We start from the raw sequence: 21,365 nt of genomic DNA on the forward strand, positions 1-21,365 counted from the left end.
TATGGGATGTGGAAGTTGCTCAACAGGCGGATGCGCGCCGGCGGGCTGCAAAAGTAATGGCTCATGCCTTACTAACGGTTGCAGCAAGCTGGATGTGTACGACTGGTTGGCACATATGGATATGCCAAACAGTTACCGCGTTTTCCCCATTGTGGAGATTAAATTTAAAGGTTCGCGTAAGGATTTTTACCTGAACCCGGAAGATATATACCTTGAAAACGGCGAACTTGTAGTAGTTGAAACGCCAACGGGTGGCTTTGATGTGGGTCACGTTTCTGTAACCGGCGAGCTGGTGCGCATGCAGATGGTTAAACGCCATGTAAAAGAAGGCGATGTTACCAAAAAGATTTTGCGCAAAGCTACCCCTGCCGATGTAGATAAATGGAAGGCATCTAAAGACCTCGAATGGGAAACCATGCATAAGGCACGCAAACTGGCGCTTGACCTGGGCCTGCAAATGAAGATCAGTGACGTTGACTACCAGGGCGATAAAACCAAAGCTACCTTTTATTATACTGCCGAAGGCCGCGTAGATTTCCGGGAGCTGATCAAACGTATGGCCGAAGCTTTCCGTATCCGTATCGAGATGCGTCAGATTGGTATGCGCCAGGAAGCAAGCCGCCTGGGTGGTATCGGTTCCTGCGGCCGCGAGCTTTGCTGCTCAACCTGGTTAACCGATTTTAAAACGGTATCAACCTCGGCAGCGCGTTATCAAAACCTTTCTTTAAATACCTTAAAGCTGGCCGGTCAATGCGGTAAACTTAAATGCTGCCTTAACTACGAGCTGGATACTTATATGGATGCGCTAAAATACATCCCGGATAATGTAAACCTGCTTAGAACCGAAAAAGGAGATGCCCGCCTGCAAAAAACAGATATTTTTAAGAAAACCATGTGGTTTAGCTATCCGGGTGAAGAAAGCTGGATACCACTGCATGTGAACCGTGTAAAAGAAATACAGGCGCTGAATAAAGAAGGCATTAAGCCTGAAGATTTAGGCGAAATAGTTGAAATTGAATCGGCTCCGGTTAAGGTACTTGATTACGAAAACGTTGTTGGGCAGGACAGCCTTACCCGCCTTGACGAGCGCAACCGCAACAAGCGTAATCGAAATAAAAAGAAAAAACCGCAAGGTGAAGGTGGTGCACAACAGGCGGCTCAACCGCAGCGAAATGATCAACCCCGTAACGATCAGCAACGCGTTCAGCAGCCAAAGCCGCAACAGCAAAAACCACAGCAAGCCAGGCCTCAGCAACCAAACGCTGATGAACCTAAACCACAGAACGTGGCAGGACAGCCAGAGGGTGCGCCACGCGAGGGCGGTAATAACCGACGTAATAATCGTCGCAGGCCTAACCGCAATAAGCAAAACAATAACAACAATCAGCAGGGTACCCAGCAATGAGAGCCGCTATAAACAGGTTTAGTTTTATAATTATCGGTTTAATGCTTGCAGTTTGCAGCTGTACAGACCCACGCGGCGTGTTAGATCAAAACACCGAGATCCCTAACCGCAACTGGGCTTATGTAAACCGCATGAAGTACGATGTAAAAATCGACGATCCGTCCATTGCTTATAACTTATTCGTTAACCTGCGTGTAACTGCCGATTATAAATATTCAAACCTGTTTGTGCTTATCAAACAAAGTAATACACGTGGCGGTAAGCCCTGGGTTACCCGTTATGAATTTAAATTGGCGAATCCAGATGGCGAGTGGCTGGGCAAAGGCACAGGCAATTTGTACAGCTATCAGCTGCCATTTAAAACAGGCTACAAGTTTCCTGAAAAAGGAACTTACCAGTTTGAAATTGAGCAGAACATGCGCGATAACCCTTTACGTGAGGTAAGCGATGTTGGTTTACGCGTGGAGAAAGCGCAGTAAATATCAGATTTAAAAATTTCTATTTCAATTACCATCATTCTATAATTCTGATTCAGACAATTTAATTAGAACCCTTTTCCATTACCGGCGTTAAATAATAAACTAACGCCATGAAAAAGCTGATCTACACCGCCGCTGTTGCATCCATTATATTAATGTCTGCCTGTAAAGGTCCAAGCCGTACGGGGAATGCCGCTGCCGATTCTGGTTCTGCGGGTAGTTCTGGAGCTGCTGATACCAATGTTTCGACAGGGGCTGGTACAGGCACACCTGTAACCAATGGCGGAACCGATACCAGTACACTTGGCAAAGGCGCTACCGCTCCTACTGTAGACAGCACGGCAAACAAAAAGCCATAGTTTTAATAAACAAGGGATAAGAACAAGGCCGCTGATTGATTAACTAAAATTTTTAGCTACATTCGTTTTGCTAAAATTTTTATCAAATGAATGCGGCAGTTTTAATTACAGCAGCAGTTATATTATTAATTGCAGTTTATATTTTCATCAGGTCAAGCACTAAAGTAAGCAGCCTTAATAATGCGGAAGCCGACCTGTTAAAAAAAGAAAGCGAGTCTTTAAGGTTACAGCTTGCCCGGGCTGAAGAAAAAAACCTGTGGATAACATCTGAAAAGGAGAACATTACTACATTATTTAAGGAAGAACAGCAGCGCTTAAACCACGAGCTTGGCATAGAGCGTAGCAAATTAGCCCAGGCATTACAAGCCATTGAACGTGCCGAAGCCTATCAGCAATCGCAGCAGGAAAAATTACAGGATCAAAAACTGGAAATTGAACGGACGCGGCTGCATTTTCAGCGCGAGTTTGAGAACATCGCTGAGAAAATGCTCAAAGAAAAATCAAAAGAGTTTACAGATGTCAATAAATTCCATCTGGATAATATCCTTAACCCGCTAAAGGAAAACCTTAAAGCTTTTGAAAGCAAAGTGGATAAGGTTTACCACATGGAAGCTGCCGAACGTAACACTTTAAAAGGTGTAATTACGCAATTGATGGAGCTTAACCGCCAGATCAGCAGCGAAGCGCAGAATCTAACCAAAGCACTTAAAGGCGATACTAAAAAGCAAGGTAACTGGGGCGAGTTTATTCTTGAAAAGGTTTTGGAACGTTCAGGTTTGGTTAAAGACCGTGAATACCGTTTGCAAGCCAGTTACCAAACTACCGACGGCACCCGCTACCAGCCCGATGCCGTAATAGATCTGCCGGATGATAAGCATCTGATCATTGATGCGAAAGTGTCATTGGTTGCTTACGAAAAGCTGGTTAACTGCGACACAGAAGAAGAACGTAAGGTATATGCCCGTGCACACGTAGAATCATTACGCAGCCATGTGATGGGGCTGTCAGCAAAAAACTATCACGACCTGAATAAACTTAACTCGCCCGACTTTGTGATGTTGTTTGTGCCTATCGAATCGTCATTCAGTTTTGCGGTACAGATAGATCATGATCTGTTCAGCGATGCCTGGGACAGGCGCGTGGTTATTGTAAGCCCTTCAACCCTGCTGGCTACCTTACGCACCATTGCCAGCATGTGGAAGCAGGAAAATCAGAACCGTAACGTAATGGAGATTGCCCGTTTAAGCGGCGAGATGTATGATAAGTTTACCAACTTCGTGGCCGACCTTGAAGGCGTAGGCAAAAGCCTGAAAAGCAGCCAGGATGCTTATGATAAAGCTTTCAATAAACTGGTAGACGGTCGCGGTAATTTGACCATTACGGCCGAAAAAATCAAAAAGCTTGGCGCAAAAGCCAACAAGCAATTAGATACTAAATATCTGGGTGAAGATTAATGAAACAAAAAAGAGAGACTGATATGGTCTCTCTTTTTATTATTTCTGAACTTCGTTTAGTTCGTCCCAATACTCAACCGCGCGTCGGTAATGCGGAATTACGATGGAGCCGCCAACCAGGTTAGCAATCATAAATATCTCGTTCATTTCTTCGCTGTTTACACCAGCATCATGGCATTTGCCAAGATGGTATTTAATACAATCGTCGCAGCGTAATACCATTGATGCTACAAGGCCAAGCATCTCCTTGGTTTTAACATCAAGCGCACCATCGGCATAGCTGGTGGTATCTAAAGCAAAAAAACGTTTAATATTTGTATTGGCAGATTCCATTATCCTGTCGTTCATTTTAGTACGATAGGCATTGAAATCATCTACTAATTTTCCCATGATTTAATTTATGTTTTAAGAAAGAGATGTTGTGTGGATTTACTCAACCGTAACGGTAAGGCCTTCCTGCTGCAATATTTTGCGGTAAACTTCCATCTCGGTAAATGATCCTTCCAAAATAGCGCACTTGCCTTCATTATGTACCTTCCAGGCAATTTTTTCGGCCTGCGGTTCTGTATAATCAAGATACTTCATCATACAATAGATCACATGCTCAAATGTGTTCACGTCATCATTCCACAATATAAGGCGGTGCATTTCCTTTAATCCGGCCAGCACCTCTTCGAGCGTAAGCGTTTCTTCCTGTACTTCGGTTGGCATATCTGAATTGTAATTACAAAATTACTTAAAAAGCATAATAAACGGAGCACTTTTATGTTTTAAGCACGTAAAGAAAAACCCCTGTTAAATGAAAACACAACTAACCTTACTTGCAGCGCTGGCTTTCGGCGCGTTTGTGTCACCCTGTTTTGCACAAAAAGCAGACAATATATTGAAGCAGCCACCTGCTGATATCAAGATTGACGGCAACCTGAAAGATTGGGGCGATAGCCTGCGTTACCACAACGAGGATAAGAAACTCGACTACTCATTGGCTAACGATAAAGAAAATATTTACATGGCCATACGCATAAGCGACCATAGCGAACAAATGCGTGTGCTGGCTGCCGGCTTAACTTTAGGTATTAGCCCAAAAGGTAAAAAGAAGGATGAATATAGTATCACCTTCCCTGTTGGCGATCAGGGCAGTACACCTATGTTTGGCAGGCATGTCATGGGTGCCGATAGCATTACACAGGCCGACCGCGACGAACTGATGCGTGCCCGTTTAACCAAGCTGCGCAATATTAAGGTAGAAGGGTTTTCTGATATTGAGGGTGACATGATCACTACCTCAAATACTTATGGTATACATACTGCCATTGATTATGATGAAAACGGTTACCTGGTTTACGAGGCGGCTGTGCCCTTAAAGCTTTTACATGCCGATGCAAACGGCAAAAAAGAATGGGCATTTGATTTTAAGATCAATGGAATCACCCGCCCTGCAAATAACGGAGGTAACGGCGGTGACCATGCTGAAGGCCTGGGCGGCGGTGGAATGGGCAGAGGTGGCCGCGGAGGTATGGGCGGCGGCGGAATGCGCGGTGGTGGCGGCATGGGTGGCGGTCGCGGGGGGATGCGTGGCGGCATGGGAGGAGGCCAGGGTAGCGGCGCCGATCATAGCGAAATGAGCAAGTCTGTAGATTTTTGGGAAAAATTCTATTTAGGAAATTAACTTTTGGCCACTCGGCTGTAAACCGGGAGGCGAAAATACCCTACTCAGTCGCTCGGCTCTTGCCGGGTGACGGTGAAAAAATCAATAAGATCAGCCCGTTTAGGCGGGCTTTTTTGTTTAAATGCATATTTAAAACCCCTTTGTCTTGCTCATAAAAGTTGTTATTTTTGGGCACACTAAAAAACTTGATATGGAATTTCCAGCTGAACTGAAATACACCAAAGACCATGAGTGGGTACGTGTAGAAGGTAACGAAGCCTATATTGGCATCACCGATTTCGCACAGCGCGAATTAGGCGATATTGTTTACATTGACATAACCACCGTTGGTGATGAAATTGCGAAAGAAGATGTGTTTGGTACAGTAGAAGCGGTGAAAACCGTATCTGACCTGTTTATGCCTGTTAGCGGCACTGTGCTTGAGGTAAACCCTGCATTAGATACCCAGCCAGAACTTGTAAACACAGATCCTTACGGCGAAGGCTGGATGGTTAAGATCAGCCTGCAAACTGCCGATGAAGTAAACTCATTATTATCAGCAGGTGATTACCAGTCACTGGTAGGCGCTTAATGCTGCGTTTTTTAAAATATCAGCGGCTCACTATTCTGTGGTCTCTATTTATACTGGTAATGTGCAGTATAAAAATGGGCAAGGTTGGTGAGTCGCCTTTGTTTTTTCAGGGGTTTGATAAAATGGTGCATTGCGGGTTCTTCTTCGTATTCACCGTACTGGCATCAAATGGCTATACCCGCCAAAGCGGTAAGGTAACCTTTACAAACACCCTTGCCATTATGTTTATAGCCATAATGTTCGGTGGCTTAATTGAGGTAATGCAAACTTATCTTTTCCCTTGGCGCTCTGGCGACTGGAACGACCTTTTCGCTGATACTGTAGGTGTTGGAATGGCTACTTTTTGTATCTTGGTGATCAATTCGGCAATTAAGTATGAAAAAGCGTAATTACCTTTTAGTTTTATTTGTGCTGTTCAGCACAGGCTTATCATCATGTGGCTTGTTTCATAAAAGCTGCAACTGCCCTCATTTCGGTAAATTAATAGCCCCTGCTTCTTTATCAGCATCACGTATCGCTTAAGAATATATCGCTTTGATATAAATGTGAGATTAGACCGACAATAAAATGCTGCTCTCTTATTTGGATTTAATTTAAATAAGATATACATTTGTTCAATCATATAAGATAAAGAGATGAAGCTTTCGCAACTTAAAGTAGGTAACAAAGGAATTGTAAAAGAATTTACAGACCTTGAAATGTCTGTTAAGTTGATGGAAATGGGCTGCCTGCCCGGTGAAGAAGTAAGAGTAGAAAGGATAGCACCCCTTGGCGATCCTATTGCTATAAATGTAGCCGGCTACCAGCTAAGTTTACGCAAACGCGAAGCTTCGACCATTATACTACTGTAGGTTTAGAAGTTGAAAGCTGATATAAGAGTTGCACTTGTTGGAAATCCTAATACCGGTAAATCAACCCTGTTTAATGCGCTAACCGGTTTAAATCAAAAAATTGGTAATTTTCCGGGCGTAACGGTTGATAAAAAAACCGGTTATTGCGACCTGCCCGATGGCCGCCGCGCCGAAATTGTTGACCTTCCGGGTACTTACAGCTTATATCCTAAAAGCAAAGACGAATCCATTGTATTTTCTGTATTAGCCGATCAGCAGATCGATCAGCAGCCCGATCTGGTAGTGGTTATCCTTGATGCCTCAAACTTAAAACGTAACCTGCTTTTATATACACAGGTTGCCGATTTAAAAATACCCATTATTGTTGCACTCAACATGATGGACTTAGCTACCCGTAACGGTATCACCATTGATATAGATGCGTTTGCTAAAAAGTTGGGTGTGCATGTGGTGCCTATCTCTGCCCGCAAGCTCGAGGGCATTGATAAGCTTAAAGCCGCCATATCTTACGCCAATAAGCTTGCTTTGCAGGAAGATACCATAGATGTACATGCCATTGCCCCGCAACTGATTGCACAGATTGGCGAAGAAATGGCGGTAGAAAATCCATATTATGCTTTGCAGCTGGCGCATCAGCATGAGCATCTTACCTTCTTGTCGCCTGGCGAAAGTAACCGTATCGAGGAACTGGAGCAGGTGCATGGTTTCCATTCGCAAAAGGCACAGGCAACAGAGACCATTGCGCGCTATAATTTCATCAACGACTTACTATACGATACTGTTCAGAAAAAGGAAACAGCACAGGAAGAGACCTGGAGCAACCGGATCGATAAGGTACTAACCCACCGGGTTTTTGGTTTTGTGATCTTCTTTGGCATCCTGCTGTTCATGTTCCAATCGATATTTGCATGGTCGGCCTACCCGATGGACCTGATATCAACCGGCTTTGTATGGCTGCAGGAAACCTTACATAAAATATTGCCTGCGGGCCCGCTTACCAATCTACTGGCAGATGGCGTAGTTGCTGGGCTAAGTGGTGTATTAGTGTTTATTCCGCAAATTGCTATTCTTTTTGCATTTATCTCCATCCTTGAAGATACCGGCTACATGGCACGCGTTACCTTTATGATGGACAAGCTGATGCGCAAGGTAGGGTTAAGCGGAAAATCCGTAGTGCCATTGATCGGCGGTTTTGCCTGTGCGGTACCATCTATCATGAGTACCCGTACCATTGAAAGCTGGAAAGACAGGATCATTACCATAATGGTTACCCCTTTGGTAACGTGTTCTGCACGTTTACCTATCTACACCTTGCTTATCGCATTGGTGGTTCCTAATCGCAATATTTGGTGGATATTTAACCTGCAGGGCTTGGCGCTTACGGGCATGTATCTGCTTAGCCTGGTGTCGGCAATTGTAGTTGCTTTTGTGATGAAGCTGATTATCAAGGGGCGTGAAAAAGGCTACTTTATAATGGAGCTGCCTGTTTACCGTATGCCACGTTGGAACAACGTATTTATGGATATGTATACCCGCGCAAAAACATTTGTTCTGGAAGCCGGTAAAGTGATCATTGCCGTGTCAGTAATACTATGGGTGCTGGCATCATACGGACCTGGGAAACGGTTTGAACGTATCGACCAAAAATACAGCCAGCCGCAGTATGTGAAAACCATGAAGCCTGACAGCCTGAACCGTGTAATAGCCACCGAGAAACTGGAAAACTCTTACGCGGGTATATTAGGACATGTAATTGAGCCAGCCATTCGTCCACTGGGTTTTGATTGGAAAATAGGCATTGCGCTGATCACCTCATTCGCTGCACGTGAAGTATTTGTTGGCACCATGGCAACCATTTACAGTGTAAGCGGAGATGCCGACAATATAGAATCTGTAAAGGTTAAAATGGGCAATGCCAAAAACCAGGAGACCGGGCAGCCTGTATTTACGCTGGCAGTGGCGGCATCGCTTATGATGTTTTATGCCTTTGCCATGCAGTGCGCCAGTACCATGGCCATTGTTTACCGCGAAACCAAAAGCTGGCGCTGGCCGGTAGCCCAGTTCTTGTATATGGGTGTATTGGCTTACGTGGTAAGCTTCATTACCTACCAGTTGCTGAAATAATCGTAAACAAACTTCCTTAAAATTTTAGCATAGCCCTGCTAATTATCGCTAACTGAATTATATTAGCGGTTGAATAAATCTTTGAGCAATTGTTAGTAAAAACCTTTGGCAGCGCAGTTTACGGTATAGAGGCTACAACCATTACCGTTGAAGTAAATATTGCTGCCGGTACCAAATATTTTATTGTAGGCCTTCCGGATAATGCCATAAAAGAAAGCTATTACCGCATTGAATCAGCTTTGAAAAACTGCAACTACCGCATGCCGAGGCAGCAGGTGGTTGTGAACATGGCTCCTGCCGATATCCGTAAGGAAGGTTCTGCTTATGATCTTACCATCGCAACAGCCATTCTTGCCGCTTCGGGGCAAACAGAGGCCGAAGGGTTAGAGAAGTATATCATTATGGGCGAGCTTTCGCTCGATGGAAGCTTGCAGCCTATCAAAGGCGCTTTGCCCATTGCCATACAGGCCCGTAAGGAAGGCTTTAAAGGGTTTATTCTGCCTAAGCAAAATGCACGTGAGGCAGCCATTGTAAATGATCTTGAAGTTTTAGGCGTAGAGAATATTAAGCAGGTAGCCGATTTCTTTAATGGAGACCTGAAACTGGAACCTGAAGTAGTAAACACCCGCGAAGAGTTTTACAACAGCCTGAGCAATTACGACAGCGACTTCAGTGAAGTAAAAGGCCAGGAAAATATTAAACGCGCTTTAGAAATAGCCGCGGCAGGTGGCCATAATGTGATACTGATCGGGCCGCCGGGAGCAGGTAAAACCATGCTGGCCAGAAGGCTCCCATCGATATTGCCGCCACTAACATTGTACGAATCGCTGGAAACAACCAAAATCCATTCTGTAGCGGGTAAGCTTTCTGCATCAGATGCTTTGGTAACCATCAGGCCTTTTCGTTCGCCGCACCATACCATCAGCGATGTTGCTTTAGTTGGCGGCGGTGGTAATCCGCAACCCGGAGAAATTTCGTTAGCACATAATGGCGTATTATTTTTGGATGAACTGCCCGAGTTTAAACGCAGTGTGTTAGAGGTAATGCGCCAGCCGCTGGAAGAGCGACGTGTTACTATATCTCGTGCTAAGTTTACCGTTGACTATCCAAGCAGCTTTATGCTGGTTGCCAGCATGAACCCCTGCCCTTGCGGTTACTATAACCACCCCGAAAAGGAATGTGTGTGCCCTCCGGGCGTGGTACAAAAATATTTAAGTAAGATCTCAGGCCCATTGCTCGACCGTATCGACCTGCACGTGGAAGTTACTCCGGTAAACTTTAGTGAGTTATCGTCAGACCGCAAAGCCGAAGCAAGTGAACTGATACGCGAGCGTGTGATCAATGCCCGCGAGATACAGATTAAACGATTTGGGGAAAAGCCGGACCTGCATGCCAATGCGCAAATGAGCCCGCAAATGGTGCGCGACATTTGTACGATAAATGCCGCAGGCCAAAACCTGCTTAAAAAAGCAATGGAAAAGCTGGGACTTTCGGCGCGTGCGTATGACCGTATCCTGAAAGTTGCCCGCACAATTGCAGACTTGGCGGCAAGCGAAGAAATACAGCTTGAACATTTGGCCGAAGCTATCCATTTCAGAAGCCTCGACCGTGAAGGCTGGGCCGGGTAACTATTCCAGCGTAATAGTCACCGGTTCCGAGTGTTCGCTTTCGTTCTTCATGCGGTCAATGGCCGTGACTACGTAAATATACTTTTTACCTTTTTCTGCGGTATTATCAAGCAACGAAGTTTCCGGGTTGTATTTCACAAATAAGATGTGCTCAGCATCATCTATATCAATTTTCTCAGCCTCCGAAAAGCGGTAAACTACATAACCGTATACAGGTTCATTGTCTTTAGCCATTGCTGGTGTTTGCCAGTTTAATATTACCCCGCGTGGATTGCTTACTGCGGTTAACAGTGTTGGCGTGTTTGGTGCGATAGAATCGCGCCATAACATGGGTGGCGGTAAGGCAGGCTTGCGGTAATAATTACGACGTAACGAATCTGTAAAGCCTAATAGATTACTTGTTAAAGAATTAGAGCTGAAATACACGCTGCCCTGAACGCGCGGGTTACCCCTGACATATTTAACCTGGTTAGGAAGTTCAGCAGGGTTTTTAAATGCAGGCGATCTTGCTTCGGCCATGCGGTATGGCGCCATACCGATATAAAGGTGATGGCCGTTGGTTTGCTGGCTCCACCAGTCGGTAAGTACATCAAACCCTGCCGAGCGGTTGCCTATCTGCCAGTAAACCTGTGGTACCAGGTAATCTATCCATCCCTCTTTAAGCCATTTGCGGGTATCAGCGTAGTTTTCTGAATAAGAAGGCCCTCCGTGTGTCATTGATCCTTCAATATCTTCGTCATGATTGCGCCAAACACCTCTCGGGCTTACACCCCATTTAATATTCGGTTTGTATTTATGGATACTGTCGCCTAAAGCTTTTATCAAGAGGTCGACATTATTCCGGCGCCAGTCGCGTATGTCGGTAAAGTCGGCACCATATTGCCTGAATGCAGCTTCATCGTGTATGGTTTGCCCGGCAATGAGGTATGGATAAAAGTAATCGTCCATATGTATACCGTCGATGTCATAATTCTTTACGATGTCAAGTATCACCTGTATAATATACTCGCGCACTTCAGGCAAACCGGGGTTAAACAGTTTCTGACCGCCATAAACAAAAAACCACTCGGGGTGGGTCCTGGTAGGATGATTAGGTGCTATATTGCTGTAATTATTATCAAAAGTGGCACGGTAAGGGTTAACCCAGGCATGCAGTTCCATGCCGCGTTTATGTGCTTCAGTAATGGCAAAATCAAGCGGATCATAAAAAGGCTCGGGTGCTTTTCCCTGGCGGCCTGTAATCCAGCGCGACCATGGCTCACGCCCTCTTGAATAAAATGCATCTGCCGCAGGCCTCACCTGAAACATCACCGCATTCATATTAGTTTGCTGATGAAAGTCAAGTATGCGTATCAGTTGTTGCTGTTGCTTTTGGGTGCTTAAACCCACGGCGCTTGGCCAGTCGATATTAACAACGGTAGCAACCCAAACTCCCCTGAATTCGCGCTTAGGTGCTTTTTGCGGTGGTATTATGATCGTAGATTGCGCATGAAGATTGAGAACGAATAGAACAAAAAATAATGTAGAAATCAACCCTTTAACTTTGCACATACCTTAACTTTTTTTGAAGTGGCTAAGATATATAACTTTAGCCAACGCCGTTTTAGTGTATTAAGCAATAATTTTACCTTTTTTGTGTTTTAAAGAGATATACTTAATTTTAAGTGGCATATCGTATATTTTCAGAGACAAAAGGGCGTTATGCAGCTACAAACTATATATTGTTAAGCCATCAGTTAATAAATTTTTTTGTATAATCGCATCCGCTGTTGCAGCTGACAACGTATTTAAAATACCAGTTAACGCTTCATAAGCACATTTATCACTTAAAGAACTACTTATGGAAAACCAAACGGGACAAAATCAAAATTCCAGAAAAAACTCTAACGTTATTTATTTTCTTATTGTGGTAGTAATCGCCCTTTTAGGCACAGATGTATATCTGTACTATCAAAAAAGAGGGTCTGACGAAAAGGTCGTATATCAGAATGATGAGAAAACCCGCCTGCAAACCGAATTGGACAGCCTTGAAGCACAGGTACAACAGGTAAATTCGAGCAAGACAAAATTAAGTGCAGAAATGCAGGCGAAAAACGATTCGCTGCAAACTAAGATCAAATATCTGCGTACGCAACTGGCTAAGGGCAAGCTTACGCAAGCCGAACTAAACAAGGCACAAGAGGATATTAAACAGCTGCGGTATTTCGTAACCAAGTACACGGCCGATATCGAAGAACTGAAAAAACAGAATACGGCATTAGCAACAGAACGGGATACGCTTAAAACCAACCTGGCTACCGTTAGTACAAAGGCAGCAAGCCTTGAAACTGAAAACAAAGACCTGAATACTAAGGTACAGGTAGGCTCTGCGTTAAAAACATCCAGCCTGGTGGTAGGCAGCTTTAAAGTAAAAAGCAATGGCAAAGAATCTGATAACGATAAAGCTAAAAATGTAAAGAAGTTTAAAATAACATTTACAGTAGCCAACAATCAGATTGCTACGCAAGGGTTGCATGATGTTTTTGTACGTATTATTGATCCTGCCGGTAACCTGATTACCCAGGATGATTCAGGCACCTTCAATGCTGAAGGCCAGGACTTACAGTACACTTACAAAACTTCAATCGAATATAAAGCCGATGATACCGCTTATACCATTGATTGGATGAACCCTGGCGCATTTACAAAAGGTACTTACACCGTGATCTTATATGCTGATGGTTATACCATGGGTAAAACAACCATAGCTTTACGATAAGCTAATTAATATCTCATAAAAAAGCCGGGCTGATTAATTAGCCCGGCTTTTGCTTTTTATAAGTGTTTATGATCTATTCGACCGTGTAGCGGTAAACTTTACGGCCAATGTGTCCGTCTGCATCTATCCCCTCAACAATCACTTTGTAAATGCCTTTTGTGCCTGCGTTAAAGTAGGTTAAGGTTGATTTACCGTCTTTATCGGTCACTATGTTTGGATTCCAGTAAATGGTACTGCGTAAATCAGCCAAGGCAGTGTTTACTTTAGGATCATCGTATTGCGGCGAATAGAACGTACGTGCGCGATAATAGCCTTTAGGGGTATAAGTAACCACGCCAGGTGCATATTTTTGATAGGTCACTTCTCCGCCGCGCTTAGTGGTAATTACCAATAAGCCGCCTCCGGCTCTTGAACCATAAATAGCCAGGTATGCTCCGCTTTTTAACACTTCTATAGATGATATATCATGCGGGTTAAGATTGTCCAGAAAATCAGCATCCACCTGCATGCCATCCAGAACAATGCCCATAGGTACAGGCCCCCTGAAACTGCTCGACATACTGCGGGTTGAGTAAGCCCTGCCGTTCTGGAAGATAACACCAACTAACCTACCCTGCAAGCACTGTGATAAAGTTGGGCAGCCCATGTTTTCAAACATATCAGCCGTGATGATCTGATCGGCGTTACCCGCGCCATTTAAATTAGCAGAATTAGGCGCTTTATTTTGTTTCTTTTCGCGGATTACAACTTCTTTCAGTACAATATTATGGTTACCTGTTCCGCTCCTGATCTGTTCCTGGTAATACTCTTTATTGCTTTTTAAGTAAGGCAGGATTTTATTGTCAACGTTTACTTCAACATCCGGCGCGTTCGGGTTAGCGGTGAATGCCTGCTGTGCGGTATTGTCCAAGTCAATGTCTACATCTTTTTTACCCTTTTCGGTACGTGCCTGTATCACAAACCTTATGCTGTCTTTAAAAGTAAGATTAGGGAATGAGAAATGGCCTTGGTCATCGGTTAAAGTATCAATGATAAACGTACCACCTGCTGTAGTGAACAAGGTGACTTTACCTTTTACAACCGGTTTTTTATTGGATGTATGCACAGTGCCCGATACCGTAAGCGATTGCTCCGGCTTAAATACAATAGGCGTATAGGTATCTGCAAGGATGTTTTTCCACTCGAAACGACGGTAGCCTTGGGTAAGCATCAGCAGATCAAGATCGCTGCGGGTTTTCTCGTCGTTATGTGCAAAATAATAGTTGGGTTTTTCGATATAGCCCTTAATATCTGACGATAACAGAATGGTTGATAAAATGGTGGTCTCGTCGTCTTCGTTTGATGGCACTTTGGTTTCATCAATCACCGAAGCCGAAAGCAGCGACAAAGCTGGTTTATCTTGTGGGTCATTAGCTGTGATTTGTAGGTTTACTTTTTCCCTTGTTGCAAATGTTTGCTTTGGCGCACTAACGTCAAGCTTCAGGTTATCGGGATTATTTACGAAAATAACGCGTTCGTTAACTGGGTTACCTGCAGCATCAAACAAAGTAAACTGCACAATACCATTCGGGAATTTGCTTTTAGGGATCTTGGAGCTGGATACCTGGTTCTCTAACCTTGTTTTAGACGCATAACACATTGCGCCTGCTGATTGTGCAACAAGACTAACAGAGCCTTGTGTAGTTCCGGTAAGATCTTTTGATGCGCTGATGCGTACAAAGATGTCATTCTCGTGCTGTGTTATTGTCAGGGCGTAACCACTATCTAAAGCTTTAGGCAGATTATAGATGCCTTCAGAGCCGTCCTCGAATTTAACCTGTGCTTTGTATGTTTTTCCGGCATCGGGGGTTAACATAAATAAGCCCATACCCAAATGCTGGGTAGATATGTCTGAAATTTGATTACCATTATTGTCAACTATTTTTCCGGTTACGGTTTTACCCAGTCCATCTGCTCCTACAGCTTTAAAGGCTACTTTGCCAGGCAAGCCATTCACCATGTTACCGCTTTCAGGGAAGAACTGAACATCAATTTTATCTGATGCGGCAGTTATTGGCAATATTTTGGTAACAGTCTTGCCATCCAGGCGGATGTCTGTAGTAATGCGCCCGGTCTTTTGCACGTTAGGCATGTTGTTAACAAAAGCTATCTTAAGCATGCCTTTGCTATCAGTTGTGCCATGCCCTTTGGCTGCATTACGCGCATTTAATTGCACACGATACGATACCTCTTTATTTGCATAAGGTGCGCCATTGGCATCTGTATAAATAATTGTGGCAGTTACCAGCGGTTGGTTATTCTGGGAGCTATAGGCATAAGATGTTTGGGTAAATACTTTGTTGGTAACACCATTGCCTATCCAGATGGTTTTGTTAAAAAAGTAATCCAGGTCGTAGTTTCGCATCCATTGTGTATAAGCCCTGATGCGGTAATTACCCTCCTGCAAGGTATCAGACAGGGCAAAGTCGCCGGCTGCAACGCCATTGGTTAAAGGGAGCTTGATAGACCGTGCGACAGAATCATTTGGCGCAATAAGGTCTACGTTTAAGGTGCCGCTCATGGCCGAAAGCTGGTGCCTTGGGCCAACGGTAACATAGGCCTTAAACCATATATCATCGCCAATAGAATAATAAGGTTTATCTGTTTGCAGGTAAACTTTTTCCTGTGGATTGTTGTCCAGCCATTTATCTAACTGTGCTGCGGCTTTTTTAATAGTGTCATCATCGGCTTTTATAAAAGCCATTAAGACAACACAAATCATCGCCGATACCAACAGCAATGGCAGTTTTAATTTTTTCATGGTTTAGGGGATTAATAGGGGGTATTAAAGAACTACGTAGAAGATCAAAATTTGTTCTTCCACATCATACTTTCAACAGGCCTTGTTGTTGGCTTATTGTACTTGGCGTTACCTTTTGTGTTGTAAAATGTTTCAATTTCCCCTTCAACGCTAAAATAGATTAACTGTCCTATTGGCATACCTGCATATATACGCACGGGTTGAGTAACAGAAATTTCAAGCGTCCAGGTATTGCAAAAGCCAACGTCGCCTTTACCGGCTGTGGCATGTATATCTATCCCTAAACGGCCGGTGCTTGATTTGCCTTCCAGAAAGGGTACATGCTGATGGGTTTCCGTATATTCCATAGTTACACCCAGGTAAAGTGTATTCGGCTGTAATACAAAGCCATCTTTAGGTATTTCAAAATGATCTATCTCGTTGTGCGCTTTTGCATCCAATACACGGTTTTTGTAGGTAGCTAGGTGCTTGCCTAAATGTACGTCGTAAGAGTTGGTGCCTAAGTTTTCGCGGTAAAAAGGTTCAATGATGATATGGCCTTTTTCAATTTCTTCCAATATGCGCTTGTCTGATAAAATCATGGTGTAATAATGCGAATAACCCGTCTAATTTATAATTATTTGACATAAGTTTGCTGCTGTTTTTGCAATTTTACTTTATGGCTATAGCATACCGTCAGCAGGTAGATGATGATACCGAATTTGCGATCTGGAAAATAGAAGAACAGGCTGACGAATTATATAGTAAGCTGCAACTTAATGATGCCGAAAAGGCCTATGTGGATGCGCTAAGCAGCGGTAAAAGGCATTTACATTGGTTGGGCACCCGGGTATTGCTGCGTGAAATGCTGCATACTGATCAGTACATCGATTGCCGGGTAGATAGCCATGGTAAACCTTATCTTTTTAATCTTCCGTACCAGATATCGTTAAGCCATTCTTTTGATTATGCTGCCGTAATGGTGAGTAAAAGCCGACCGGTAGGTATTGATATTGAGCAGATCAAACAAAAGGTTGAGCGCATTGCCCACAAGTTTATGCGCCCGGAAGAGCTGGAGTTTATCAGCGATCAGACAAAAATAGAGCAGCTTTATGTTTGCTGGTGTGCCAAAGAGGCGGTTTACAAATGCTATGGACAAAAAGAGGTTTCTTTTTCGGATCATATTCTGCTGAAACCTTTTCAGTTTGAACACCATGGTACAATTGAAGCAACACTTGTAAAAGATGATATCCATATACCATACGAGGTAAGTTACCTGAAGTATGATGATTACATGATAGGCTACGTTAAAGGATGATATGAAGAATAAGCATGTGATATTTCAGGACTGGGGCCTGATTGATTATAAAGAAGCATGGGACAGGCAGGAAGCGCTGTTTGCAGATACTGTTAATACCAAAATTGCTTTGCGTAACCTGCAAACGGCCGCTGCGGGTAATGATGGCCCTGTTGAAGAACTAAGCACCAAAAATTACCTGGTGTTTTGTGAGCATCCGCATGTGTATACTTTAGGTAAAAGCGGCAAGCAAGAGCATTTACTGCTGGATGAGCAAGGCTTAAAGGATAAACAGGCGGTTTACTATCCGATCAATCGCGGCGGTGATATTACCTATCATGGTCCCGGCCAAATTGTTAGTTACCCGATACTCGATCTCGATAATTTTTTTACCGATATCCATTTATACCTCCGTACGCTTGAGGAGGCCGTTATTTTGACTATGGCCGAGTATGGCTTAAAGGGCGAGCGCTATCCCGGATATACCGGTGTTTGGCTGGATGCCGATAATGATAAGGCCCGAAAAATTTGTGCAATGGGCGTGCGCTGTAGCCGCTGGGTAACCATGCATGGTTTGGCATTTAACGTAAATACCGATCTGGATTACTTTAAAAACATTGTGCCCTGCGGTATTGATGATAAGGCAGTAACCAGCATGCAGTATGAATTAGGCCAGCAAGTTAATATTGAAGAAGTTAAAAAAATCCTAAAGCATCATATTTCCGTATTGTTTGGTATGGAGATGATATGAAAGCAATAATCAGTTTACTAATTTTATCAGGCTTGGCTGTTATGCCTGCATTTTCAATGGAAACAAACGATAACCAGGCAGTTACCGACACTTCAAAAACCATCACTTACCTTGCCCTTGGTGATTCTTATACTATTGGGGAAAAGGTTGAGCCAAAAGAATCATACCCTTATCAGCTGGCGGCGCAGCTGAAGCTGAAAAATGTAAATGTAGCCGAACCAAAGGTTATTGCAACAACCGGCTGGACGACCAGCGAACTTGCCAATGGCATAGCCCAGGCAAATATCAAACAAAAATTTGACCTGGTGACGCTGCTGATTGGTGTTAATAACCAATACCGGGGGTTAAGCCGTACAGAATACCGACAGGAGTTTGTTAAGCTATTAAATACAGCTATCGACTTTGCAGGCGGCAACAAAAAGCATGTAATTGTAATATCCATTCCTGATTGGTCGGTTACGCCATTTGCAGAAGGCCGCGACAGGCAGCTGATCAGCGATCAGATCGATCTGTTTAATGCCATCAACCTGGAAGAAAGCGAAAGAGCAGGTGTTAAGTATGTAGACATTACCGGTATTTCAAAGGACGCAAAAACCGATGCTGAACTTAATGCATCAGACGGATTGCACCCTTCAGGTAAAATGTACAGCTTATGGGTAAAAAAGCTGTTACCTGTGGTTATTAAAAGTCTGAAGTAATTTGCAGATATGCAATGCGCAAACTGCGTAATTTAAAAGATCTTGACTTTTGTTTCTGGTTTCTTGATTCTAAAATATTAACATTCCGGCAAGCTTAATGGGATGTTAATCGCCAGGCCGCCATCGGCAGTTTCTTTGTATTTCGAGTTCATGTCCTGTGCCGTTTGCCACATAGTGCGTACCACGGCATCAAGGCTTACTTTGGCTTTATCCGGGTTACTTTGCAGCGCCAGTTGCGATGCCGTTATTGCCTTAATGGCACCCATTGTATTACGTTCTATACAAGGCACCTGCACAAGGCCACCTATTGGGTCGCAGGTTAAGCCGAGGTGATGCTCCATCGCAATTTCAGCAGCCATTAAACACTGCCTTTGCGAGCCGCCTAAGCATTCTGTAAGCGCCGCTGCAGCCATAGCTGATGATACGCCGATCTCTGCCTGGCAACCGCCCATAGCTGCTGAAATAGTGGCGCCTTTTTTAAAGATGCTGCCAATTTCAGAAGCTGTTAACATAAATTGAATGATCTTCTCCTCCGAAAAGCCATCGCAGAAAACAATGTAATATTGCAATACGGCAGGTATTACCCCCGCTGCACCGTTGGTTGGCGCAGTTACCACCCTGCCAAATGAGGCGTTTTCCTCATTAACGGCAAGCGCAAAGCAGCTCACCCAGTCTAAAATATTCTGGAATCCATTGCCGGTATTGCGGATAGCTTGTACCCACTCTTCAAAATTATGATAAGCCCTGTCGCCGATTAATCTGCGGTTAAGGCTTGCAGCACGACGGGCTACGTTTAAACCACCCGGCAAATAACCAATGGTATGGCAGCCACGATAAATACATTCCTTTATGACACGGAAAATGTCGAGCACGCCAAATCTGGTTTCTTCTTCGTTGCGCCAGGCAAGCTCATTCTCCATTACCACCTCTGATATTTTGAGGCCTGTTTTACGGCACCAATGCAACAGCTCATTGGCGGTATCAACCGGGAAAGGAAGATCCACTTCTTTTGTGGCATCGCTTTGCTCGTTTTCTTTTACCACAAAGCCACCACCTATAGAGTAATAGGTTTCTGATATAGCTTTACCCGTGCTTAAAAATGCCTGGAAGGTAACTGCATTGGGGTGAAAGGGCAGGCTTTCGTTAAACAGGAACAACAGGTCATCGTCAAAAAAGAAACTAATCTGTTTTTTATTGCCCAGTTGAAGTTGGTGCGTGGTTTTAATACGCTCAATTTTGCTGTTGATCTGTGTAACATCAAATGTAACCGGGTCATCGCCGCTTAGGCCAAGCAATACAGCGATATCGGTACCGTGGCCTTTACCTGTTTTTGCAAGTGAGCCATAAAGCAGAATTTTCACCTGTACCACATCGTCAAGCGCATGGTTATCCTCAAGCAGTGTTACAAACTGCTGTGCTGCGCGCCATGGGCCAAGGGTGTGCGAGCTGGAAGGCCCCACACCAATTTTAAACATGTGAAAAACGGAGATTTGCTCTTTTTGCATCATACAAAGTTAAGCAATTTGATAGCGTAAAATGGCGATCAGGTGCCCGGTAATTTTATGCCTGCTTCGCGTAAATCTTTAACAATTAAAGCCTGTAAACCAAGCTTGATCCTGGTATAGTTCTTCGGATCAACCCATACCCTTATGGTATACTTAATGCCATCCAGTTCAAGGGCGGAAACGCCAACTGTTTCTGGTAATGGTAATATATCAGGTGTAGATTTAATAGAATTTTCAATAATCCTGATCACATCTTCGGGTGCAGCAACGTAACCCAATTTAAGACCGATATCTAACCTGCGTTTGCCTTCGCGGGTGACGTTTACAATTACCTCATTGAACAGCTTGCCGTTGGGTATAATCACCGTTTTATTGTCGAAAGTAATTACAACCGTATAAAATATCTGGATAGAAGCCACAACGCCATCCTGCCCCTGCGCCACAATATTATCGCCCAGCTCAAAAGGCTTTAAAAGCAAAATGAGTATTCCACCTGCAAAGTTTTGAAGCGTGCCCGATAGCGCTAAACCTGCAGCAACAGTAGCAGCGCCAAGTATGGTGGTAAAGAATGTTAAAGGATAGTCGATGATTTGTAGCACCAGCACAATGAGCAAAACATAAAGTGCTGTGATTGATAAGCTCATGAAAAATGGCTGCAAAGAAGAATGTACCTCTCTTTTGCTCATGCGTCTTTTTAAGCCATTGCGGATAAGTTTAATTATCCATAAACCAATGATAAATACAATGGCTCCTAATAAAAATAGCGGCCCTTTTAATGAAAGCCACTCGTAGGCATGATGTAAAAATAAGTGTATATCCATTTAAGGATACGAAAATAGAAATATCAGATTAAACTGGCTAAAAGCTCGGGACCTTTTAATACCATCCACTCAAAAATCCTAGTCTGCAAATGTCTTCTTCTATGGGCAATGGTTCTCATATACCCACCTTAAACAAACTATATGCCTTTGATATAAAAACTTTTACGAAATATAAATTTGTGCAGATAAATGATAAAAAACAAACAAATGCTTAAC

General features: G+C 43.7%; 21 protein-coding genes. 14 read left to right on the forward strand and 7 right to left on the reverse strand.

The window, feature by feature from the left end; genetic code table 11:
- The first annotated feature begins 1 nt into the window (after position 1).
- The 4 genes from PQ461_RS00475 to PQ461_RS00490 all read left to right on the forward strand — a co-directional run bounded on the left by PQ461_RS00475 (position 2) and on the right by PQ461_RS00490 (position 3,697).
- The gene (locus tag PQ461_RS00475) at positions 2-1,405 is read left to right on the forward strand and encodes a PSP1 domain-containing protein (RefSeq protein ID WP_274207652.1); all 1,404 of its coding nucleotides are present in this window, start codon (positions 2-4) and stop codon (positions 1,403-1,405) included.
- Positions 1,402-1,884 carry a gliding motility lipoprotein GldH gene (locus tag PQ461_RS00480; protein ID WP_274207653.1) on the forward strand — a complete coding sequence of 161 codons (483 nt, stop codon included), beginning with the start codon at positions 1,402-1,404 and terminating at the stop codon, positions 1,882-1,884. The genes PQ461_RS00475 and PQ461_RS00480 overlap by 4 nt, the downstream gene beginning before the upstream one ends.
- 110 nt (positions 1,885-1,994) lie before the next feature.
- On the forward strand, positions 1,995-2,243 hold the full coding sequence (locus tag PQ461_RS00485) for a hypothetical protein (protein WP_274207654.1): 249 nt from the start codon (positions 1,995-1,997) through the stop codon (positions 2,241-2,243).
- Positions 2,244-2,329: 86 nt separating this feature from the next.
- The gene (locus PQ461_RS00490; RefSeq protein WP_274207655.1) at positions 2,330-3,697 is read left to right on the forward strand and encodes a DNA recombination protein RmuC; all 1,368 of its coding nucleotides are present in this window, start codon (positions 2,330-2,332) and stop codon (positions 3,695-3,697) included.
- A 39-nt stretch (positions 3,698-3,736) separates the two neighbouring features.
- Here PQ461_RS00490 and PQ461_RS00495 read toward each other — a convergent pair whose 3' ends face one another.
- Positions 3,737-4,087, reverse strand: coding sequence for a carboxymuconolactone decarboxylase family protein (locus tag PQ461_RS00495; RefSeq protein WP_274207656.1), 351 nt, complete (start codon positions 4,085-4,087; stop codon positions 3,737-3,739).
- Between the two features lie 39 nt (positions 4,088-4,126).
- Positions 4,127-4,408, reverse strand: coding sequence for an ATP-dependent Clp protease adaptor ClpS (locus tag PQ461_RS00500; RefSeq protein ID WP_274207657.1), 282 nt, complete (start codon positions 4,406-4,408; stop codon positions 4,127-4,129).
- Positions 4,409-4,496: 88 nt separating this feature from the next.
- On the opposite strand from PQ461_RS00500, the gene PQ461_RS00505 reads away from it, so the two are divergent.
- The 6 genes from PQ461_RS00505 (at position 4,497) to PQ461_RS00530 (ending at position 10,540) form a co-directional block, all read left to right on the forward strand.
- Positions 4,497-5,366 carry a hypothetical protein gene (locus PQ461_RS00505; RefSeq protein WP_274207658.1) on the forward strand — a complete coding sequence of 290 codons (870 nt, stop codon included), beginning with the start codon at positions 4,497-4,499 and terminating at the stop codon, positions 5,364-5,366.
- Positions 5,367-5,556: 190 nt separating this feature from the next.
- On the forward strand, positions 5,557-5,937 hold the full coding sequence (gene gcvH, locus PQ461_RS00510) for a glycine cleavage system protein GcvH (RefSeq protein ID WP_274207659.1): 381 nt from the start codon (positions 5,557-5,559) through the stop codon (positions 5,935-5,937).
- A 59-nt stretch (positions 5,938-5,996) separates the two neighbouring features.
- On the forward strand, positions 5,997-6,326 hold the full coding sequence (locus tag PQ461_RS00515; RefSeq protein ID WP_274207660.1) for a VanZ family protein: 330 nt from the start codon (positions 5,997-5,999) through the stop codon (positions 6,324-6,326).
- 246 nt (positions 6,327-6,572) lie between these two features.
- Positions 6,573-6,788, forward strand: coding sequence for a FeoA family protein (locus tag PQ461_RS00520; RefSeq protein ID WP_274207661.1), 216 nt, complete (start codon positions 6,573-6,575; stop codon positions 6,786-6,788).
- Positions 6,789-6,797: 9 nt separating this feature from the next.
- A complete protein-coding gene (gene feoB, locus PQ461_RS00525) occupies positions 6,798-8,912 on the forward strand; it encodes a ferrous iron transport protein B (protein ID WP_274207662.1) in 2,115 nt (704 codons plus the stop codon).
- A gap of 89 nt (positions 8,913-9,001) precedes the next feature.
- On the forward strand, positions 9,002-10,540 hold the full coding sequence (locus PQ461_RS00530; RefSeq protein WP_274207663.1) for a YifB family Mg chelatase-like AAA ATPase: 1,539 nt from the start codon (positions 9,002-9,004) through the stop codon (positions 10,538-10,540).
- Here the strand turns inward: PQ461_RS00530 and PQ461_RS00535 are convergent, their stop codons facing one another.
- Positions 10,541-12,091: a glycoside hydrolase family 10-like protein gene (locus PQ461_RS00535; protein WP_274207664.1), complete on the reverse strand. Its 1,551-nt coding sequence runs from the start codon at positions 12,089-12,091 to the stop codon at positions 10,541-10,543.
- A 289-nt stretch (positions 12,092-12,380) separates the two neighbouring features.
- On the opposite strand from PQ461_RS00535, the gene PQ461_RS00540 reads away from it, so the two are divergent.
- On the forward strand, positions 12,381-13,298 hold the full coding sequence (locus PQ461_RS00540) for a DUF8428 domain-containing protein (protein WP_274207665.1): 918 nt from the start codon (positions 12,381-12,383) through the stop codon (positions 13,296-13,298).
- A 73-nt stretch (positions 13,299-13,371) separates the two neighbouring features.
- Here PQ461_RS00540 and PQ461_RS00545 read toward each other — a convergent pair whose 3' ends face one another.
- Both PQ461_RS00545 and dcd read right to left on the reverse strand, forming a co-directional pair.
- Complete coding sequence (locus PQ461_RS00545) at positions 13,372-16,098, reverse strand: carboxypeptidase-like regulatory domain-containing protein (protein ID WP_274207666.1); 2,727 nt, start codon at positions 16,096-16,098, stop codon at positions 13,372-13,374.
- A gap of 44 nt (positions 16,099-16,142) precedes the next feature.
- Positions 16,143-16,679: a dCTP deaminase gene (dcd, locus tag PQ461_RS00550; protein WP_274207667.1), complete on the reverse strand. Its 537-nt coding sequence runs from the start codon at positions 16,677-16,679 to the stop codon at positions 16,143-16,145.
- Positions 16,680-16,756: 77 nt separating this feature from the next.
- Here dcd and PQ461_RS00555 point away from each other — a divergent pair, with 77 nt between their 5' ends.
- The 3 genes from PQ461_RS00555 to PQ461_RS00565 are packed head-to-tail and all read left to right on the forward strand — an operon-like array spanning position 16,757 to position 18,823.
- Positions 16,757-17,395, forward strand: coding sequence for a 4'-phosphopantetheinyl transferase family protein (locus PQ461_RS00555; RefSeq protein ID WP_274207668.1), 639 nt, complete (start codon positions 16,757-16,759; stop codon positions 17,393-17,395).
- Position 17,396: 1 nt separating this feature from the next.
- Entirely contained in the window at positions 17,397-18,125 is a 729-nt protein-coding gene (gene lipB / locus PQ461_RS00560) for a lipoyl(octanoyl) transferase LipB (protein WP_274207669.1), read from the forward strand.
- 56 nt (positions 18,126-18,181) lie between these two features.
- Positions 18,182-18,823 (forward strand): SGNH/GDSL hydrolase family protein, encoded by a 642-nt coding sequence (locus PQ461_RS00565; protein WP_274207670.1) that lies wholly within the window; start codon positions 18,182-18,184, stop codon positions 18,821-18,823.
- Positions 18,824-18,900: 77 nt separating this feature from the next.
- Here PQ461_RS00565 and PQ461_RS00570 read toward each other — a convergent pair whose 3' ends face one another.
- The gene (locus tag PQ461_RS00570; protein WP_274303965.1) at positions 18,901-20,328 is read right to left on the reverse strand and encodes an L-serine ammonia-lyase; all 1,428 of its coding nucleotides are present in this window, start codon (positions 20,326-20,328) and stop codon (positions 18,901-18,903) included.
- Between the two features lie 38 nt (positions 20,329-20,366).
- Positions 20,367-21,149: a mechanosensitive ion channel family protein gene (locus PQ461_RS00575; protein WP_274207671.1), complete on the reverse strand. Its 783-nt coding sequence runs from the start codon at positions 21,147-21,149 to the stop codon at positions 20,367-20,369.
- Between the last annotated feature and the right edge of the window lie 216 nt (positions 21,150-21,365).

Source organism: Mucilaginibacter sp. KACC 22063, assembly GCF_028736115.1.
GTDB lineage: Bacteria > Bacteroidota > Bacteroidia > Sphingobacteriales > Sphingobacteriaceae > Mucilaginibacter.

Coding starts and splice junctions, on each gene's coding strand:
- PQ461_RS00475 (WP_274207652.1), top strand. CDS start 2: ATGGGATGTGGAAGTTGCTCAACAGGCGGATGCGCGCCGGCGGGCTGC.
- PQ461_RS00480 (WP_274207653.1), top strand. CDS start 1,402: ATGAGAGCCGCTATAAACAGGTTTAGTTTTATAATTATCGGTTTAATG.
- PQ461_RS00485 (WP_274207654.1), top strand. CDS start 1,995: ATGAAAAAGCTGATCTACACCGCCGCTGTTGCATCCATTATATTAATG.
- PQ461_RS00490 (WP_274207655.1), top strand. CDS start 2,330: ATGAATGCGGCAGTTTTAATTACAGCAGCAGTTATATTATTAATTGCA.
- PQ461_RS00495 (WP_274207656.1), bottom strand. CDS start 4,087: ATGGGAAAATTAGTAGATGATTTCAATGCCTATCGTACTAAAATGAAC.
- PQ461_RS00500 (WP_274207657.1), bottom strand. CDS start 4,408: ATGCCAACCGAAGTACAGGAAGAAACGCTTACGCTCGAAGAGGTGCTG.
- PQ461_RS00505 (WP_274207658.1), top strand. CDS start 4,497: ATGAAAACACAACTAACCTTACTTGCAGCGCTGGCTTTCGGCGCGTTT.
- gcvH (WP_274207659.1), top strand. CDS start 5,557: ATGGAATTTCCAGCTGAACTGAAATACACCAAAGACCATGAGTGGGTA.
- PQ461_RS00515 (WP_274207660.1), top strand. CDS start 5,997: ATGTGCAGTATAAAAATGGGCAAGGTTGGTGAGTCGCCTTTGTTTTTT.
- PQ461_RS00520 (WP_274207661.1), top strand. CDS start 6,573: ATGAAGCTTTCGCAACTTAAAGTAGGTAACAAAGGAATTGTAAAAGAA.
- PQ461_RS00535 (WP_274207664.1), bottom strand. CDS start 12,091: ATGTGCAAAGTTAAAGGGTTGATTTCTACATTATTTTTTGTTCTATTC.
- PQ461_RS00540 (WP_274207665.1), top strand. CDS start 12,381: ATGGAAAACCAAACGGGACAAAATCAAAATTCCAGAAAAAACTCTAAC.
- PQ461_RS00545 (WP_274207666.1), bottom strand. CDS start 16,098: ATGAAAAAATTAAAACTGCCATTGCTGTTGGTATCGGCGATGATTTGT.
- dcd (WP_274207667.1), bottom strand. CDS start 16,679: ATGATTTTATCAGACAAGCGCATATTGGAAGAAATTGAAAAAGGCCAT.
- PQ461_RS00555 (WP_274207668.1), top strand. CDS start 16,757: ATGGCTATAGCATACCGTCAGCAGGTAGATGATGATACCGAATTTGCG.
- lipB (WP_274207669.1), top strand. CDS start 17,397: ATGAAGAATAAGCATGTGATATTTCAGGACTGGGGCCTGATTGATTAT.
- PQ461_RS00565 (WP_274207670.1), top strand. CDS start 18,182: ATGGAAACAAACGATAACCAGGCAGTTACCGACACTTCAAAAACCATC.
- PQ461_RS00570 (WP_274303965.1), bottom strand. CDS start 20,328: ATGCAAAAAGAGCAAATCTCCGTTTTTCACATGTTTAAAATTGGTGTG.
- PQ461_RS00575 (WP_274207671.1), bottom strand. CDS start 21,149: ATGGATATACACTTATTTTTACATCATGCCTACGAGTGGCTTTCATTA.